Origin of the sequence: Butyrivibrio sp. LB2008 (genome assembly GCF_000621565.1) — a bacterium.
In the GTDB taxonomy this organism is placed as follows: domain Bacteria; phylum Bacillota; class Clostridia; order Lachnospirales; family Lachnospiraceae; genus Butyrivibrio.
Window position 1 is genome coordinate 1 of record NZ_JHXZ01000025.1, and the last position, 18,430, is coordinate 18,430.

Here is an 18,430-nt window from a genome sequence, read left to right on the forward strand (position 1 = left end):
GCATACTTCTGCCTCTATTATCTCTACACCTTTCCTCTTGCATAATGTACTGAGAATATTTGCAATGTCCTGCTTGATCTGACCATACGCAACCTTTCTCCTGAACTTAGGTGCAAATACTATGTGATACTTACACTCCCATCTAGTGTGTGATAAACTATTCATGTCCATTTTGGACTACCTCCTGTGCTTTACTTTGGTTGGCGAACCTTAGTAATTCTAGCACGGGAGGTTTTTTTACTGTAAGCTGAAGCAGCTGTTGTCCCCCTGCATAGCAGGGGGTTTTATTAAAGATGCTACACAAAAACAAATCTGCAGCTATTACAAGCTGCAGATTGCCTATAAATTTAACATAAAATTTTATATCAATCGCACACGTCAAAAGACCTTTCTTATAAATCAGACCAATCTGGCTTATATTTTTCTATTTCGTTTTCTTTTACAGTGAAACCGCACCCCTGACATTCCCAATAGCCTTCACCATACTCAAGTTCTCCTCCATGAAACGGCATATATCCCCCACACCTGGGACAAGTCTGTTCATCTGCATTTACATCACTATAAAATATTCCTCTTTCAACATCTCTAGCAATTTTCTTTCTAAATCCAATATAATTCTTAGCCATATTGCTTCTCCTTTAACCGCATCATAACAAACTTAAAAATATTGTTTTGTTAGTCGTGTTTTATAACCATACCCATAATGTTGGCAAAAGCTTGCATATCACTCATTCTGTCACTTAAAGCCTCCTCAAGAGATTTTCTACCATATACCCGCTTTACATCCTCGTCTTCCCATATATCCCCCATTTCTTCCATTCTCTCAATAAAATATTTTCGTTCCCTGCTATTCATATTTATTCCTCTCTATTCTCACACGTTTTACAACAACTGCCATTTTCATCATCAATTGAAATTTCAGATTTAATAGCTTTTTTAGCATCAGTAATTTTCTGATTATCCTTTTTCGTCCTATTATCAAAATACTTTTTTCCTTTTTTAAATATGACTTTTCCGCCTTCCCAAACAAGAAGAATACCAGCGAGTATATATGGGGAATTTTTAATCAATTTCTCATGTGCATCGTTAATTCCCTTATCATAACTGCTTGCCTCTAATTCATTTAAATAGTCATCCACTCCACCGTGTTGGGCAGCTTTGTGTGCAAAATCCGAGTATGGTTTTATATTATCTACATTTGACATTTTTATACCTCTTTTGATTTATCTTATCAATTCAAAATAAATCACCGCTAAATCCCCTATAAAAATTACATAAAAATCTAACTGCAGGACTATATCTATAGCCACTACAACTATCTTCCTTAACCATTTCCACCAAATAAAAAACATCTTACTTGAAACATTTATGCTTCAGATTTATTATGTTTATATACGAACATTAGTTCTTTATTGCTGAGGTTTATATGAGTAAAGTGATTGATTCTGTAGATGTCATCTGCCAGCATAAGTCGAATGGTGAAATAATTCCTATACGCTTTCGGCTGATGAACGAAGACGGTGAATACGAAACATATACAATAAAAGGGTACCGGAACATTACGCATCCAGGTCCCTATACTACTCCTGACGGACTCTATGTATCCAACAACGTATATATATATGAATGCCTCATTATTGTTTTGAATTATAAAAGAAAAGTCCGTCTATATTTTGATACGCACAATTGTAAATGGCGAATCGCAATATAACCTTATCATTTTTTGTAATTTCGATACATTCAGAGTAGAATTATATATCATAAATACAGATAAGGAGAATGACTATGGTAAATTTATCTACTCTAAAAGAAGTAAAAGATCTCCGTTCAGTTTGGCCGCATGAAGCCTTAGACTTCACTCCGTGGCTTGCAGAAAACATTGAAATACTTGCTGATACAATAGGCATCGATATAACTATTGACGAAACTGAAAGCTCCGTTGGAGATTTCAACGTAGATATCTACGCAACCGAAACAGGTCAAGACAGAAAAATAATTATTGAAAATCAGCTTGAAGATACCAATCACGATCATCTTGGAAAACTAATAACCTACGCTTCCGGAAAATCTGCAGATATCATCATCTGGGTTGTTAAACACGCACGAGAAGAACACAAGGCTGCTATAGAATGGCTAAACGCCAGAACTGATGATAAAGTTGCTTTCTTTCTATGTGAAATCAAATTATATAAAATCGGTGATTCAGAACCGGCAGTAAAATTCGAAGTAATTGAACGACCAAATGATTGGGCAAAAGAAATAAAGAAAGCTGATAGCATTTTGCCCCGTCATCAAAAACGTCTAGAATATTGGTCTGCATTCAATGACTACGCTTTCAAAAACACAAATTATGCTCATGAATTCAGTCGCCGCAAACCTTCAACCGATCATTGGATGGATATAAGCATAGGTTCGTCATCTGCCCATCTTTCGATCACTATGATCCAAAAAAGGAATGAAACTGGCGTTGAATTATACATAAATGACGATAAAGACCTATTTAAGAATCTATATGAAAAAAAGGATTCGATTGAAAAAGATGCTGACCTTTCCTTTGACTGGCAGGAATTACCAGAAAGAAAAGCTAGCCGAATAATAATTACCAAATCAGCTGATTTTGATGATCCCACAAATTGGCCATCACAATTCGATTGGATTATTGAGACACTACTAAAAATGAAACATGCATTCAAAAAATACATTTAAATCCGCCAAAAGAGATCTCACAAGGATCTCTTTCTTTTTTATCTATATCACAACCACAATTTCCTATCGTTAAACAGTGTTCATTTTCAATATCATGGAGTTCCACCGTGTCAACCTTCTGAAAGTTCAGTTCCTCCAAACATCAAAAAAAGCATAAAAATAACGGTGCCTCTTTGCTAGCCAACACTTTTTAACGTTAGCCACAAAGCGCACCGTTAAGCCACTTGCGTTTTTATATTCAACTGTGTTCAACTCTTGTCAGCAATACGACCGTCTCAACATGACTCGTCCACGGAAATTGATCATGTGCAACCGCTCTTGTCATGACATATCCGTTCTCCTGCAAGATCTCTAGGTCTCGTGCAAGACTTGTGGGCTTGCAGGAAACATAGATAATGTAAGGCACGCCATAGCTGATGATCTTGGTGAGTGCCTTGGGATTAATTCCGTCCCTGGGAGGATCGAGAATAATAAGGTCGGGCTTTTCTTCTATGTCATCAAGGACTTTCAACACGTCGCCTGCGATGAAATGGCAATTATCAAGATGATTAAGCCTTGCGTTCTCTTTAGCCGCTTCGACTGCTTCCTCTACTATCTCTACACCGATAACCTTGTTGGCAACGGGTGCAAGGAGCTGTGCAATCGTACCTGTTCCTGAGTACAGGTCGAAGATAACTCCGTCATTTCCGATTTTGCCCTGATCGTAGAGACTCTTGATATATCCGCGGACAGTCTTGTACAATACTTCTGCACTCAGGCTGTTCGTCTGGAAGAACGAAAAAGGACTGATCTTGAATTTGAGTCCCAGAAGGTACTCATAGAAATAATCCTGACCGAATAAAATATCAGTACCTTCGTCAATTACCGCATCCGCAAGACTGTCATTCTTCGTATGAAGAATACCCACAATCCTGCCATTTAAGCTAAGATTAAGAAGTGCATCCTTGAATCCTTCAAGGTCATGCTCTTCTTTAGTTGTAGTAATAAGATCAACAAGAATATCGCCCGTCTTTACCGCACGTCTGACAAGCAAATGTCTGAGATATCCCTCCTGCTTCATTCTGTGATAGAAGGAAATCTCCTTCCTCTCATACATAGGGGTGAAATAATCAAGTGTAGCACTGAGTATTGCCTTGTAATCGTCATCGACGATACGGCACCCCGAGACAGTTACAATGTCATAGAAACTGCCTTTTTTGTGCATTCCAAGACAAAGAGGCCCACCAACGACTTCATCGCCGAAGCTGAACTCCATCTTGTTTCTGTATGCAAATTTCACAGGGCTGGTCTTTATGCCTTCCCATGTAACCTTTGAACTCTGTCTCTCAAAAGCAGGCTTCAATATGCTTCTGACCTGCTGTTCCTTGAGCCCAAGCTGTTTTACATAAGGCATTGTAAGATAACTACAGCCTCCGCATTTTCCAAAATGGATGCAGGGGCTTTCAACATAGTCCGGAGATTCTTCCAAAACCTCGAGAAGTCTTCCCTCAGCTCTGTCTTTTCTCACTTTCTGAATCTGAACCGAAACCTTCTGATCGGGAAGAACGCCTTTTACGACGACCTTCCCCTCAGAAGTCTCAATTATTCCCTTGTTAGGAAATTCTACTCTTCTAACTGTTCCTGATATAACTTCTTTTTTCTTCACGGCAGGCTCTTAACTTTCCTTCATAAAATCTTCATCGTCAAAATCGTCGTCGAAATCATCAAAATCGTCATCATAAAAATCATCTTCATAAGCCGGTGTCATGTAGCGATACACCAGATATGCAATGATGGCAACTGCTGATACGGAACCTAATACCGCAAGCACCCAAAGAATCACGTTGGAAGGCTTCTTGGCATTAGCTGCCGCTCTCTTATCGAGAAGTTCATTAATTCGTGTCATTTCAATAATATCGTCAATCTTAGATTTTACTTCCATATGTGACCCCTTTCTCATAAAAAAGTATTATTTTATATAATATGCGATTAACCTCATGATATACATCATTTTTCGCAATTATACTCATTAAGTATAGCACACCTTATTCAGATTTTCTTCAGCTTGGCAAATGCCGCGTACATGATCTTCTGTCCGCACTCATCAAAGTTGACTGTGACCTTGTAATCTCTGGGACCCTGCTCAAGCGAAGTAACGACTCCCACGCCGTATTTAATATGGCTTACCTTATCGCCGACGCCATATTCAGGCTTTCCGCCTGTTGTAGGCATCCCCTTTGAAAGACCTGCAAGAGAACCTCTTGCGTAAGTCTTTGCCGCAGATGCGATATAAGGCTTTTCTGAAGGAACCGCTCTTTTCTCCTTCTTAGGAGGCTTAGGTACGGCCTTTATCCTATATGTATTGGCAAGCTCAGATCTTCCCGCAACGCTCTTTGCGGAAGAACCTGCTCCGAATCCCTTTGAATTTGAATAAGCTGCCTTAATACCTGAATTTGCACTTCCGAAAGTATCTTCAACACTCTCGTAATCATCAATCGTATCGCCGTCATCAAAAAGAAACGCCGGCTTACTCTCAGCATCAGATCTCTCGATCATGGTATATGGAATCTCGGAAATGAATCTGCTGAGGCGGTTAAACTGTGTCTCACCGCGGATCATTCTTCTCTTTGCGGCAGTAAGTGTAAGATGTCTCTTTGCTCTCGTGATTCCAACATAGCAAAGTCTTCTTTCTTCCTCAATGCCCTCGGGATCTGCATCCTCGTTGACAAGCGTCATATATGAAGGGAAAACGCCTTCTTCCATTCCCGCAAGATATACATGTTCAAACTCAAGTCCCTTGGCGCTGTGAAGAGTCATAAGAAGAACTTTTTCATTGTCTTCTCCGATCCTGTCAATATCGGCAACAAGAGCAACTTCTTCAAGAAATCCCGAAAGTGTGGGCTCCTCTTCCTCCATATTTTCTTCATACGCTGCGATCTTTGAAATAAGTTCATCCACGTTCTGTGCTCTGTCATTGTCCTCGTTGTCATCATCATCCAAAGTCTTAAGATATTCCATATATCCCGTGACATCGATGACATCCTTTAAGAGCTCCTCAAGAGAATAGCTCTTCATCTTGGTTCTGAACGCCCTTATCATAGTAACGAAGTCATTTAACTTACTTGTACTTCTCGAAACGGCAATTATCTGGTCCGCTTCGCAAAGAGCATCATAGAAGCTTATCTGCCTCTCATCAGCATAAGCCTGAACATGATCGATCGTAGTCTGGCCGATTCCGCGCTTTGGCACGTTTATGATTCTTTTAACCGCAATATCATCAAGACCGTTGTCGATTGTCTTAAGATATGCCAAAAGATCTTTTATCTCGCGTCTTGAATAGAAATTTGTTCCGCCTACGATATCGTAAGGAATTCCTTCATGAACAAAACGTTCTTCTATAAGTCGTGACTGCGCATTTGTCCTGTAAAGGATTGCGGTGTCACTGTAATTTAATTTGCCGTTTCTCTTAAGCTTGCCGATATCACTTGCGATAAACTCAGCTTCATCATAGGCAGTATCAAAATGCTTTAATTTGACGATATCTCCGTCTTTTTCCTCAGTCCAAAGAGCTTTATCCTTACGTCCTCCGTTATTTTTGATAACGGCATTTGCGGCATCAAGGATCTGCTGAGTCGATCTGTAGTTCTGCTCAAGCTTTATTACGACAGCATCTTTGTAAACCTTCTCAAAATCAAGGATATTTCTGATATTCGCGCCTCTGAAACGATAGATACTCTGATCGTCGTCACCTACAACGCAGAGATTTCTGTACTTATCGGCAAGAATACGGATAAGCTCAAACTGAGCATTGTTGGTATCCTGATACTCATCGACCATGATATATTTGAAACGCTCCTGATAATAATCAAGAACCTCCGGATCCGCCTTAAAGAGCTCAACCGTCTTCATGATAAGATCGTCGAAATCCATCGCATTATTCTTTTTAAGAGCGTTCTGATACTCTGTATATGCCTTGGATATCCTGACTTTAATAAAGTCATTCTGTGTATTAAGAGCATATTCCTCAGGTGTTACCAGATTATCCTTGCAGGTAGATATGCTGCCCATAATCCTCTTTAGCTTAAGCTGTGTGGTCTCAAGCTGATATTTCTTGCAGATGTCCTTCATAAGACTCTTGGAATCATCGGTATCATAAATGGTAAAATTATTACCAAACCCGATCCTGTCCGCATATCTCCTAAGTATCTTAACGCAGCTTGAGTGGAAAGTTGAAACCCAGATACTCTCTGCACCAAAGCCGACAATCTTATCGACTCTTTCTCTCATCTCTCCTGCTGCCTTGTTTGTGAACGTAATTGCCATTATATTCCAGGGATTAACTCCGCACTCATCTATAAGATAAGCAACTCTGTGAGTCAAAACCCTTGTTTTACCCGATCCTGCTCCGGCAAGAATCAGTACAGGACCGTCTGTCTGTAGAACAGCCTTTTTTTGCTGTGAATTAAGTGTATCGTATATTCCCATCTATAAAAAAATCCTTACTTCTTTTTCTTTTCCTTTGCAGGCTTTTCTTTTTCCTTGGAACCACTGTCCATGGTATTGTCTATTATCTTCTCGATAAGAAGCTTCTTTACATAGACATCGTATGAAAGAAGAATGATAAAAGAAAACATCTGCATCCTTTTCTGTTCTTCTTCCGAAAGACCGGCATCATCAAACGTTTCAAGCGATCTCTCATATTTTTTCTTGAGATCTTCTATAACAGGTTCAAGCTCTTCTTCCTGAAGCTCAAAAGCCCTTTCATAAATGCTGCCTAAATTCAGCTCATCATCACTTACATGAAATCTCTCTTTTAAAGGTTCAAGCAGAGTCTGAATGTCGCTTATAGACAAGATATTCTTAAGATAATAGATAAAAATAAGCAATATAATATGGTCTTTTGAATACTTCTTCCTTATGGGAGGAGGTAAAAGATCGTTCTTTGCGTAGTTATTTATCATTGTCTTTGTAAGTATCTTGTCAGTTTCGGGATGACGTGTCGACCTCTTGAGGCGCTCATCCATAAAAGTTGTGAGCTGATCCATGTACAGGTCTATATTCGGGATGTCATCCAGCGAAATAGCATTGATTCTTCCAAGCGATGCTATCACACTGTTGATAAGATCGTCATTATCTATAGTCATTATTTATTCCTCATGCCTTTAATAAAGCCTTTTTCTCAAGAGCCATCTGTTTCATTTCACGCGCATTCAAAAGAGTTGCTTCAGTAAGCTCGTCGCCGCCAAGAAGCCTTCCAAGCTCTTTCTCCGACAATTTCTCGGAAAGCGCATAAATAGACGTAACCGTCCTGCCGCCGTCAAGCCCCTTCTCTATCATGTAATGTGTATCTGCCATCGCTGCGATCTGAGGAAGATGCGTAATACAGATTATCTGGTGATTTGCGGAAAGTTCACCGAGTTTTTGCGATACCTTCCATGCCGTTCTTCCGCTGATACCTGCATCTATCTCGTCAAAAATAAGCGTGCTGATATCATCTCTGTCGGCAACAACCGTCTTAAGTGCAAGCATGATTCTTGAAAGCTCACCGCCGCTTGCGATCTGATCAAGCGCTCTGAGTTCTTCACCGGGATTGGTCGAGATCATAAACTGCGCTTCATCATATCCCTTGGAAGTAATCTTATCATCGCTGCTCACTATATCTATCTCGAATCGAACATCCAGGAAATTAAGATCTATAAGTGCATCCTTAAGCTTCTCCTGAAGGCTCTCAGCGCCTTTCTTTCTGACCTTGGATATCTTTTCGCAAAGTTCTTTAACTTTGCCAAAACACTCATCATAATCCTTTTTGAGCCTGTCTCTGTGGGCATCAAGATCTGATATTGCCTTAAGTCTCTCTTCTTTTTCCGAAAGACTCTTTAATACCTGCTCAATGCTTCCGCCGTATTTATCCTTGAGATGATTTACCGTATTTAATCTGTCTTCGACACTCCTGAATTCCTCGTCATCAAACTCAAGGCTGTCCAGATAACCCGAAAGAGCATGATTAAAGTCCGCCAAAAGATTCTCTACATCCGAGATCTGTGACAAAAGCCCTTCCAGCTCACTGTCATATGAAGATACGGAAGTAAGCTCCCTTACCGCTCTTCCGACCATATCGGAAGCACTCTCTTCCATTTCGCCCGATCCCGTGAGATTAAGAACGGTATTTGCAGCCTCTGAGATTTTCCTTCCGTTTACCATCTTTCTGTAAGCACTCTCAAGCTGCTCATCCTCGCCGATAGCAAGCGCCGCATCCGATATTTCTTTTACTTCATACTCAAGAAGCTCTGTCTCACGAAGTCTTGTATTTTCGTCAATATCAGTCTCCGAGAGTTTCTTCTCAAGCTCTTTTAACCTAGCATATTCATCTGAAAGAAGCTCAAAAAGGCCGCTCAGATCGTCCATGCAATAATTATCAAGTATCTCTATATGCTTTTTCTTGTGAAGTAGTTCCTGATGGTCATTCTGGCCGTGAATATTTATTAGAATATTGGAAATGTCTTTGAGCTGTTTGGCTGTGACCGTTTCGCCGGATACTTTTGAAACGCTTCTGCCCTGCATGATTTTTCTCTGAATAACGAGAGTTCCGTCTTCTTCAACGGGAATCTCGAGTTCTTCAAGAAGTTTTCTCTGATGATCGTTCTCTACGCCGAACACAAGCTCAACAAGTGCATATTCTTCACCTGTTCTGATAAGTGAAGGGTCCGCCTTCGCTCCGAGAGCGAGATTAACCGATCCGATGACAACCGATTTACCCGCACCCGTTTCTCCGGTCAAAATATTAAGCCCTTTGGAAAATTCAATCTCCTGTTCTTTTATAAGGGCCAGATTCTTTACATGTAAACTATATAACATAATTCCCCACTCTGCTTTATTGTTGCATCATCTCACGGAGACGATCCATAACACACTTAGCTTCTTCTTTGCTCTTAATGGCGATCATTATAGTATCATCACCGGCGATACATCCGACTATCTCCTTAAATTCCAACGAGTCTATTGCTGTGGCAAGCGCCATTGCCATTCCCGAAACAGTCTTTATCACAAGGAGATTCTCCGCCACATCCATACTTACAAATCCGGCCTTCAAGACACTGACATACTTACTCTGCATCACCTCAGGTCCTGCTGTAGTATACACATACTTGGAAATTCCTTCTTCATTTACCTGTTTTGTAAGCTTTAATTTCCTTATATCCCTTGATACAGTTGCCTGTGTTACCTTATATCCCTCTTCGTTTAAAAGAGATACAAGCTGTTCCTGCGTCTCTACAACATTCTTTGCAATGACTTCGATAATCTTATCTTGTCTGTTCTTTTTCATCGTCGGATATCCTTCCCCCAATCTCTTTTTTCATCTTTTACATACTGAATTTTTTACCCAAAAGCTCTAAAAAACTAACTCTGTTGAGTTTGATTATCTTGGTTGTTTTCTTGGATTTATTGATCACCATCTTATCTCCGGCCTTCATTTCGATAGTACCGCTTCCATCGTATGCGGCGACAACTTTGAGATCGCGTTTGCCGCGTCCGGGAAGAAGTTCCACCTCAATCCTTGTATCTGCGGAAAGAACCATACTTCTGGAATTAAGAGTATGCGGACATATAGGTGTTAAAAGCGTCATATTTGCAGACGGCTCTACTAAAGGCCCTCCAGCCGACATATTATAACCTGTCGAGCCGGTCGGAGTAGAAATAATAATTCCATCCGCATGATAGCTGTAGAGCAAAAGATCATTGACATAAATATTATAATCAATAGCCTGAATATCGGAAGCCCTGCTTATGACAATATCATTCAGAGCATAATCTTTTCTGTCTCCGAGAACGCCGCGAAGCATCATTCTGTCCTCTACATAATAATCTCCGGACAAAAGACGCGACATCGCCTCATCGATACCACTTCTTTCAACTTCAGCAAGATAGCCCAGCGTTCCGAGGTTAACGCCAAGAAGCGGTATATCCTGAAAAGCAACGCTTCTTGCAGCCTGCAACATCGTTCCATCTCCTCCGAGAACAATACAGCAGTCCGTGTCCTCCGGAATGAAACTCATAAATTCTCTTCCAATGGCATTTGACTCTTTTGAAAGCCCAACGGCACAATCGGCGATAACGCACTCTTTGCCATGGCTTATCAGATAATCCTTGATATGATCGGTAACTTCAAGGTTTAAATCTTTGCTTTTATTTGTGACAATACAAAACCGTTCCATATCTTCTCCCGCCGCATGACTTATCAAATGTATTTAATCAAGCTTGCCATGCGCCCTCATGACAGTCTCGGAGATTAGTTTCTCCATCTCGGGGCTATGCGAAAAGCCGTTGCCCCTTTCCTCTGTCTCTTTTAAGATTCTCTCACCTTCAGCCTCTGTAAGTTCCCTAACTCTCTCATCGGCATCCGGATTTTTCCTGATATGTATCAGATATTCTATATTTCCCTCAGGCCCCTTTATCGGAGAATAATCAAGGTGCAATACTTCAAATCCCGCAATATCCACGAAATCCGTGATCCTGTGAACCACCTCTTCGTGCACTTTGGGCTCTCTGACAACGCCCTTTTTACCTACTTTATCCTTGCCCGCTTCAAACTGGGGCTTTATAAGGCATACCATCTCTCCACCGGCTTTTAAGAGCTTTCTCGCAGGAAGAAGTATCTTTGTAAGTGAGATAAAAGATACATCACAGGATGCAAAATCAAGATCATCCTGAATATCGTCTCTCACCATATATCTGAAATTGGTCTTTTCCATGCAAACGACTCTGTCATCACTTCTAAGCTTCCAGTCAAGCTGTCCGTGTCCAACATCCACGGAATATACCTTGCTTGCACCGTTCTGGAGCATACAGTCCGTAAATCCTCCGGTTGAAGCGCCTATATCCATACAGATCTTCTTTTCCAAAGAAAACCCAAAATTATTAACTGCTTTCTCAAGCTTAAGACCGCCCCTGCTAACATAGGGAAGTGTGTCGCCCTTTACTTCAAGTGTCTTTATCTTGCTCTCTTCAAAAGTAGTTCCGGGCTTGTCTTCTCTTTGTCCGTTTACAAATACGTCACCCGCCATTATAAGTGTCTTTGCTTTTTCTCTGGAAACGGCAAGTCCCCTGTTTACAAGAAGGACGTCCAGTCTTTCCTTTTCTTTTGCCATATATTATTACCTGTGTAATTCGTCTATAATTCGTTCTGCGATAGACTCAGCGTCTATCTTAAGTTCAGCTCTGAGCTTATCTACACTGCCGTGCGTAACAAACTGATCCGGGATCGCAATATTTATCACACTCGCATCGATTCTGTTCGTATCAACAAAATCTCTTACTTTCTCACCGAATCCGCCGGTAAGCACATTCTCTTCCATGGTGACAAAGAGCTTGTGACTCTGTGATGCAGCTTTAATATAGTCAGTATCTATCGGTTTATAGAAACGTGCATTTACAAGACTGCACTTAAATCCTCTGTCCTTAAGTATATTTCGCACTTCTTCGCCTATCTTGACCATAGGTCCGAGTGCAAGAAGACAAATGTCTTTCTCTTCATAGATAGGCTCGCACTTTCCAAGCTTTATGGGCGCTCTGAAATCTTTGAGCCCGTCATAAGCATTTCCTCTCGGATATCTGACTGCGATCGGAAGATCAAAATCAACCGCAAACTTCAGCATATCTGAAAGTTCCCATTTATTCTTGGGCGCCATTATATGCATATTGGGCATTGATGAAAGAAATGCAACATCAAATATTCCCTGGTGAGTCTCTCCGTCACTTCCTACAAGCCCGGCCCTGTCTATTGCAAATACAACAGGGAGCTTTTGAAGGCACACATCCTCAAGTATCTGGTCGTATGCTCTTTGAAGGAATGATGAATAAACCGCAAATACAGGCTTATATCCGCCGGAAGCCATTCCTGCAGCAAATGTAACAGCATGCTCCTCGGCTATTCCCGCATCAATAAATCTGTCGGGATACATGTTTCTGAATCTCTTAAGTCCGGTTCCGTCAGCCATTGCCGCAGTGATCGCAGCAACCTTGGCATTCCTTGCACCGAGCTTACACATTACAGTACTGAAAATATCCTGATAGTTGGCCGTAGTTCTGGGATTTCTGGGAAGTCCGTTTTCAACTATGAAAGGCTCTGTTCCGTGGAATCTTGCAGGATGTCTCTCTGCAGGGCCGTATCCCTTCCCCTTCTTGGTCATAACATGTATCATAACGGCCTTCTTGACCTTTTTAGCCTCTTTGATAGCCTTCTCAAGGCTTGCGACATTATGTCCGTCTACGGGTCCCAAATAAGTAATTCCAAGGTTCTCAAATACCATTCCCGGTACAAAGAGCTGTTTGAAACTGTTCTTTGCCCTTCTGATACCATCTACAACCTTGTGATTATTGCTAAGCTGTGCATATATATCCTCTTTGAGGTTAAGATATCCTTCTGCGGTACGAACGCTGTTGAGATACTTCTTCATACCTCCGACGCTCTCAGAAATAGACATCTCATTGTCATTTAGAATAATAATAAAGTTCGTATCAAGCTTTGAAGCGTTATTTAGAGCTTCATAAGCAAGTCCTCCCGTAAGAGAACCGTCACCGATAACAGATACCACGGTATAATCTTCACCCATGAGATCTCTTGCCTTTACCATACCAAGTCCGGCAGATATTGAAGTCGAGCTGTGTCCCGTATCAAAACAGTCGGAACTGCTCTCACATCTTTTGGGGAATCCGCTAAGTCCGCCGTACTGTCTTAATGTATCGAACTTATCTTTTCTTCCCGTCAATATTTTATGGGTATAAGCCTGATGTCCAACGTCCCAGATAATCTTATCTTTGGGAAGGTCAAGCGCAAGGTGAAGCGCCATGGTAAGCTCTACCGCTCCAAGATTGGACGCAAGATGTCCTCCTGTTTTTGATATCGTCTCGATCAAAAAGTGGCGAATCTCCCCTGCCAGCTCCTGATACTTCTGCTGTGGTATTTTCTTAATATCACCGGTTTTATTTATTAATTCAAGTAACATAACATATCATTTCCTTCTATAAATCAAAGAATCAAAAAGATTTCCCAAAAATGAATCTTCAAATCCCTGTTCTTTCAAAATCTCCTCTGCCACTTCCGACAGTTCCTTAACCTTGGCCGATGCAGCCTCCATGCCGTTGAGGCTTACATATGTGCTCTTATTGTTCTTCTCATCGGAACCTACAGGTTTACCAATCTCTTCCTGATCACCGACTATGTCAAGAATATCATCCTGAATCTGGAATGCTATTCCCACACAGCTTCCGGCTTTCTCCATAGCTGCCACGGAATCCTTTGAAGCTCCTCCAAGTATCGCGCCTATCATAAGACTACTCTCAATAAGTGCTGCCGTTTTGTTTTCATCTATATATGAAAGTATATCACTCATCTCATCTTTTGGAACATCAGTAGCATTCTCTGCCATTATATCAGCGCACTGACCGCCGACCATACCGTATATTCCCGCTTTCTTTGATAAAACCTTGAGTGCGGCAAAATATCTGTTATCCGTATCTGCATCATATGCAGAAAGATTTTTTCCGGAAATCGCTCCGTTTATCGCAGTTTCAAAAGCAAAATTAAGTAGCGCATCTCCTGCAAGTGTTGCCATTCCTGCGCCGTAAACGGCATGTGTTGTCTTTCTTCCTCTTCTGTACTCATCGTTATCCATTGCCGGTAGATCGTCATGTACAAGAGAATATGTGTGTATCATCTCCATTGCTGCCATGAAAGGCCAAACAACTACCTCATCTGCGTCTTCTCCCGCAAAAAGCTTATATGATTCAAGCATCATGACAGGTCTTAGTCTCTTTCCTCCGGCCAAAAGACTGTAATTCATAGCCTCAATTACTGTCTTTGCATATCCTTCTTCTTTCGGAAGAAATTTCTTTAATATATCTTCCACATGCTCCGCTCTCTTTGAGAGCTCTGCACTAAAATCATTCTGTGACATTACTCAAAATCCTCCAGACTGCCATCCGTTGCAATTTTCTGTACTTTTTTCTCAACGCTCTCTATCATCTCATGACACTGCTTTAAGAGCATCATTCCCTCCTGATATTCCTTAAAAGAATCATCAAGAGAAATATCTTCTTTTTCGAGCGCTTCAATTTTTTCTTCTATTTTGCAAAAAGCCTCCTCAACGGTTAAGCTCTTTTTTTCCTTCTTTGCAGCCATATGGTCTCTCCTGCTCTTATACTACTTTCTGTCTATATGCACGGTCTCCGTAGCCTTAGCCTTGATAACTCCGTCTGTCACATATACCGACAGTTCATCACCCTTTTTGACCTGTTCAATGCTTCGGACATTCTTCCCGTTTTCATCCGTGGTAAAAGAATATCCTCCCAAAAGCCTTTCAAGCGGCGACAGTCCTTTTAATTTCTGAGTATCCACCGCAAATCTGTTTTTGGCTTCAATGATTTTTCTGTCCATAAGAGCCTGAATCGTATCCTGCAATTTATCCATCCTGAGCAGTTTTTCCTTAACTCTGCCCATAGGACTTAGGTGCCTTAAATTATCAGCATACTTGGTCTCTTTTAATTTTAGCGTACCGATTATCCTGTTCATGCTCTTTTGCAGTGTATACGAGTAATCTTCAAGATCCTGTACAAATCTTCTATATTCAAAAACTGCAATCTCCGCTGCCGCAGACGGTGTAGGTGCTCTTCTGTCCGCTACGTAATCGGCTATTGTTGTATCAGTTTCATGTCCAACTGCTGAAATGATCGGAACAGGGCAATTAAATATAGCTTCCGCCACAATTTCCTCGTTAAAAGCCCATAAATCTTCGATAGAACCTCCGCCACGTCCGACAATGATAACATCAGTCTGCATTTCTGATAAAGTCTCGATTCCTCTGACTATGCTCTCGGCAGCCTGATCTCCCTGTACAATGGCAGGATAAAGAATAATCTGAATATGTGGATTTCTGCGGGTGGCAACATTTATAATATCCCGCACAGCCGCTCCCGTAGAAGCAGTAACTACGCCAAGAGTTTTTATATATGTCGGAATGGGTTGCTTGTATTCATCAGCAAACATTCCGGATTCCGCCAATCTTTTCTTTAACTCTTCAAATTTCTCAAAAAGAGCTCCTTCGCCGTCAAGTTCGATTCTTCTGGCATAGAGCTGATATTTTCCATCTCTTTCGTATACATCTACCGTTCCGGAAACTTTGACCTGCTGTCCTTCTTTCATCTGAAATTTAAGACCGCCCCTGTCTCTGTCTCCGCGAAACATTACACAAGAAATGGCACCACCCGAATCCTTCATCGTAAAATAGATGTGTCCGGAAGGATGGTACCTGCAATTGCTTATCTCCCCTTTGACCGTAATCGACTTCAAGAGGAAATCCTGAGTAAACATATTTTTTATATAGGCATTAACTTGTGTGACTGTATACTCACTCCGCAAATTTAGCTAACACTCCATTCACAAAGGCCGGTGAACCGTCCTGTCCGAATTTCTTCGCAAGCTCAACCGCCTCATTGATAGCGACTCCGGTAGGAACTGAATCGTCATGCTTGATCTCATATACTGCGAGCCTTATTATTGTAAGCTCAACCTTGGCCATACGATCTGTATCCCAGCCCTTCGTCTTCTCATTGATAGCCTTATCGATATCATCAAGTTTCTCGGCTATCTTCTCATATTTTTCTCTGATATAATCAGCATCTTGTTTGGAAAAATCGTCATCACTTGTCGAGGTAAAAAGCTCCTCCTGTTCAGGCATTTCTTCCATTGGGTTAAATTCAACACGAAAGAGCAGCTTGAAAACCTGCTCTCTCAGTAAGCTTCTGTTCATCATTCTTCTCTCACTCTGATTTTTATTATGCTTTTGGCATTGTGATCCCGGCAATTCTTACATTGACATCAGTGACCTCAAGTCCCGTCATATTCTCAATCGCTGTCTGAACGCGAGTCTGAGCCTGCTGACATGTAGCGGGGATATTATATCCATATGACATCATAAGAGCAAGATCAACCTTAACCTGAGTCTGCCCTACAATAACCTTTGCTCCCTTCGCAAGGTTTTTACGGCTTACTTTTTCAAGTACGTCGCTTGTATAATTACCTGCCATGGCGGATACTCCGTCAACTTCAAGAGCTGCAAGTGCCGCTATTCTGGCTAAAACGTCATCGGCAATCTTAACTGCTCCGATTTCCGCGAGTTCTTTTCCCATATTACTTCACCTCATATTAAGTCTTTCTACATAGTATACCACACTTCGTGCTTAAATAAATAGATGTCTATTAAGGAAAAAACATTGTTAGCATTAACGATATATTCGCTAATACTAACAATGTTATTTTTTGAACGTCACAGCCAAAAGATAATTGTCTTAGTCTCTTCAAAAATCGTATATGAGACCGTCTTGGTATTTCCCTGAAGATATTCAAATACGTTTTTCTCATTTATAAGTTTATTATATAGTGAATCATAGACTTCTTTTGAAGAACATTTAATGGTCACATTATCGCTTCCGTCTTTGTACCTTCTGTCAAAAAGATCTTTTACAAGATTAAGATCATCATTCTTAAAGTACTCATCTTCACGTACATAATAATTATCAGTCATGCTGTTGCACTCAGGAAGAGCTATAACATCCGAGAGTGTATGATTTGTTTTTATACTTTCTGTTGTAACACACAGATAATCATAATTAACTCTGGGAAGTTTCATTTTGTCTTCTGTCTCACCACTGGTTGTCTGATATGAAGCATCTCCCCATGTAGTATCCACATAGTAATATTTGCCATTACATAATACCAGATTCCACGAATGTTTAGCATCCGCGCTGGCCCTTGTCTCTACCGTTCCCGAAACAAATGTGCATTTAACACCCAGTTTATTGAGCAGGTACTGTGTAGCTTTTGCATATCCGCTGCATACGCTCTCTTTTCCAATGAAAACAGAGCAGATGTTTTGGTTATCGGGCGCATTGGACACATAATCCGTGTTTGCTATCAGATATTCATAAACATATTTAATAGCATAATAGTCATCGTCGGATGACGGCGCATTTGCAATGCACTCATTTACGCATTTATCAATTATTTTCTGCCTTCTGGCGACTTCCTTAAGATCATAAGTATACGCGCCGGAAAAAGCAATCTTATCAACAACATCTCCGACAGTATGTTTTTCAAAATTATAGCCTTCAACCCAGAATATTTCCGGATGATCGATCATAAGATAGTTAAAAACAAGATCGATGGCATATTCGCTGGTTGCGGAAACATAAACTTTTTTGGCCTCTTTTGTAATAATGAGATACAGCTCTGCATATAATGTTTTGCCCGCATCAGTAAGTTTATCAAAAGCATAATTCCCTTCCTGCTGCTTTTTTACCTCATTTATATTTTTTTCAGTCAGTCCCGCATCCTCGCGAACTTTTTTCACTTCACTGTCAGTATCCGTATCAAAGAACTTTCTGTAAAAAGATGCAAAATCAGAATCCGCCGGTTCATTCTCATCAAATGTGGATGAATCTGAAGCATCATCTATCCCTTCCATCTCCGGTTCATCGGAAACTTCGGTATCCTCAATCTCTTCCGAAAAAAGCGATGTCGGATCGTCATAATCATTATCCGTAAGCTCCAGAATATCAAGATATTCATCCAAACTCGAATACTCACATCCGCACAAAAATGCCGATGACACAAAAATCACAGAAAAAACAACCGCAATTCTTGCGTATATACATTTATATTTTCTCTTTACTACCATGCTACTTTTCAAAA

The 18,430-nt window shown here is 40.8% G+C and carries 20 protein-coding genes; 1 reads left to right on the top strand and 19 read right to left on the bottom strand.

The features are described from left to right. The 4 genes from T356_RS18980 to T356_RS0109165 form a co-directional block, all read right to left on the bottom strand. Positions 1 to 171, bottom strand: a 171-nt coding sequence (locus T356_RS18980; protein WP_035780869.1) for an IS200/IS605 family transposase, incomplete at its 3' end; no start/stop codon positions are given. Positions 172 to 392: 221 nt separating this feature from the next. Then, positions 393 to 626 carry a hypothetical protein gene (locus T356_RS0109155; RefSeq protein ID WP_026514230.1) on the bottom strand — a complete coding sequence of 78 codons (234 nt, stop codon included), beginning with the start codon at positions 624 to 626 and terminating at the stop codon, positions 393 to 395. A gap of 49 nt (positions 627 to 675) precedes the next feature. Beyond that, positions 676 to 855, bottom strand: coding sequence for a hypothetical protein (locus T356_RS0109160; RefSeq protein ID WP_026514231.1), 180 nt, complete (start codon positions 853 to 855; stop codon positions 676 to 678). Between the two features lie 2 nt (positions 856 to 857). Then, on the bottom strand, positions 858 to 1,205 hold the full coding sequence (locus T356_RS0109165) for a hypothetical protein (RefSeq protein ID WP_026514232.1): 348 nt from the start codon (positions 1,203 to 1,205) through the stop codon (positions 858 to 860). 580 nt (positions 1,206 to 1,785) lie between these two features. On the opposite strand from T356_RS0109165, the gene T356_RS0109175 reads away from it, so the two are divergent. After that, positions 1,786 to 2,706, top strand: a complete 921-nt coding sequence (locus tag T356_RS0109175) for a DUF4268 domain-containing protein (protein ID WP_026514234.1) — start codon at positions 1,786 to 1,788, stop codon at positions 2,704 to 2,706. A 238-nt stretch (positions 2,707 to 2,944) separates the two neighbouring features. Here the strand turns inward: T356_RS0109175 and rlmD are convergent, their stop codons facing one another. The 15 genes from rlmD to T356_RS0109255 form a co-directional block, all read right to left on the bottom strand. Further along, positions 2,945 to 4,351, bottom strand: a complete 1,407-nt coding sequence (rlmD, locus tag T356_RS0109185; RefSeq protein ID WP_026514235.1) for a 23S rRNA (uracil(1939)-C(5))-methyltransferase RlmD — start codon at positions 4,349 to 4,351, stop codon at positions 2,945 to 2,947. A 9-nt stretch (positions 4,352 to 4,360) separates the two neighbouring features. Further along, positions 4,361 to 4,627, bottom strand: coding sequence for a DUF4366 domain-containing protein (locus T356_RS0109190; RefSeq protein ID WP_155839011.1), 267 nt, complete (start codon positions 4,625 to 4,627; stop codon positions 4,361 to 4,363). 107 nt (positions 4,628 to 4,734) lie between these two features. Beyond that, on the bottom strand, positions 4,735 to 7,170 hold the full coding sequence (locus tag T356_RS0109195; RefSeq protein WP_026514237.1) for an ATP-dependent helicase: 2,436 nt from the start codon (positions 7,168 to 7,170) through the stop codon (positions 4,735 to 4,737). 14 nt (positions 7,171 to 7,184) lie between these two features. Continuing rightward, positions 7,185 to 7,829, bottom strand: coding sequence for a DUF1836 domain-containing protein (locus T356_RS0109200; RefSeq protein ID WP_026514238.1), 645 nt, complete (start codon positions 7,827 to 7,829; stop codon positions 7,185 to 7,187). Between the two features lie 10 nt (positions 7,830 to 7,839). Then, on the bottom strand, positions 7,840 to 9,540 hold the full coding sequence (gene recN / locus T356_RS0109205) for a DNA repair protein RecN (protein WP_026514239.1): 1,701 nt from the start codon (positions 9,538 to 9,540) through the stop codon (positions 7,840 to 7,842). A 16-nt stretch (positions 9,541 to 9,556) separates the two neighbouring features. Beyond that, entirely contained in the window at positions 9,557 to 10,009 is a 453-nt protein-coding gene (gene argR, locus T356_RS0109210) for an arginine repressor (protein WP_026514240.1), read from the bottom strand. Between the two features lie 37 nt (positions 10,010 to 10,046). Next, positions 10,047 to 10,898: an NAD(+)/NADH kinase gene (locus tag T356_RS0109215; protein WP_026514241.1), complete on the bottom strand. Its 852-nt coding sequence runs from the start codon at positions 10,896 to 10,898 to the stop codon at positions 10,047 to 10,049. A gap of 33 nt (positions 10,899 to 10,931) precedes the next feature. Then, positions 10,932 to 11,831, bottom strand: a complete 900-nt coding sequence (locus tag T356_RS0109220) for a TlyA family RNA methyltransferase (protein ID WP_026514242.1) — start codon at positions 11,829 to 11,831, stop codon at positions 10,932 to 10,934. Positions 11,832 to 11,837: 6 nt separating this feature from the next. Beyond that, entirely contained in the window at positions 11,838 to 13,688 is a 1,851-nt protein-coding gene (gene dxs, locus T356_RS0109225) for a 1-deoxy-D-xylulose-5-phosphate synthase (RefSeq protein ID WP_026514243.1), read from the bottom strand. Between the two features lie 6 nt (positions 13,689 to 13,694). After that, positions 13,695 to 14,639 carry a polyprenyl synthetase family protein gene (locus T356_RS0109230; protein WP_026514244.1) on the bottom strand — a complete coding sequence of 315 codons (945 nt, stop codon included), beginning with the start codon at positions 14,637 to 14,639 and terminating at the stop codon, positions 13,695 to 13,697. Further along, on the bottom strand, positions 14,639 to 14,863 hold the full coding sequence (gene xseB, locus T356_RS0109235; protein WP_026514245.1) for an exodeoxyribonuclease VII small subunit: 225 nt from the start codon (positions 14,861 to 14,863) through the stop codon (positions 14,639 to 14,641). Before xseB ends, T356_RS0109230 begins: the two co-directional genes overlap by 1 nt. A gap of 21 nt (positions 14,864 to 14,884) precedes the next feature. Next, positions 14,885 to 16,099 (bottom strand): exodeoxyribonuclease VII large subunit, encoded by a 1,215-nt coding sequence (gene xseA, locus T356_RS0109240; protein ID WP_026514246.1) that lies wholly within the window; start codon positions 16,097 to 16,099, stop codon positions 14,885 to 14,887. Then, positions 16,089 to 16,490, bottom strand: coding sequence for a transcription antitermination factor NusB (gene nusB / locus T356_RS0109245; RefSeq protein WP_026514247.1), 402 nt, complete (start codon positions 16,488 to 16,490; stop codon positions 16,089 to 16,091). Before nusB ends, xseA begins: the two co-directional genes overlap by 11 nt. A 25-nt stretch (positions 16,491 to 16,515) precedes the next feature. Next, entirely contained in the window at positions 16,516 to 16,869 is a 354-nt protein-coding gene (locus T356_RS0109250) for an Asp23/Gls24 family envelope stress response protein (protein WP_026514248.1), read from the bottom strand. A 137-nt stretch (positions 16,870 to 17,006) separates the two neighbouring features. Beyond that, entirely contained in the window at positions 17,007 to 18,428 is a 1,422-nt protein-coding gene (locus tag T356_RS0109255; protein ID WP_155839012.1) for a transglutaminase domain-containing protein, read from the bottom strand. Positions 18,429 to 18,430 lie beyond the last annotated feature (2 nt).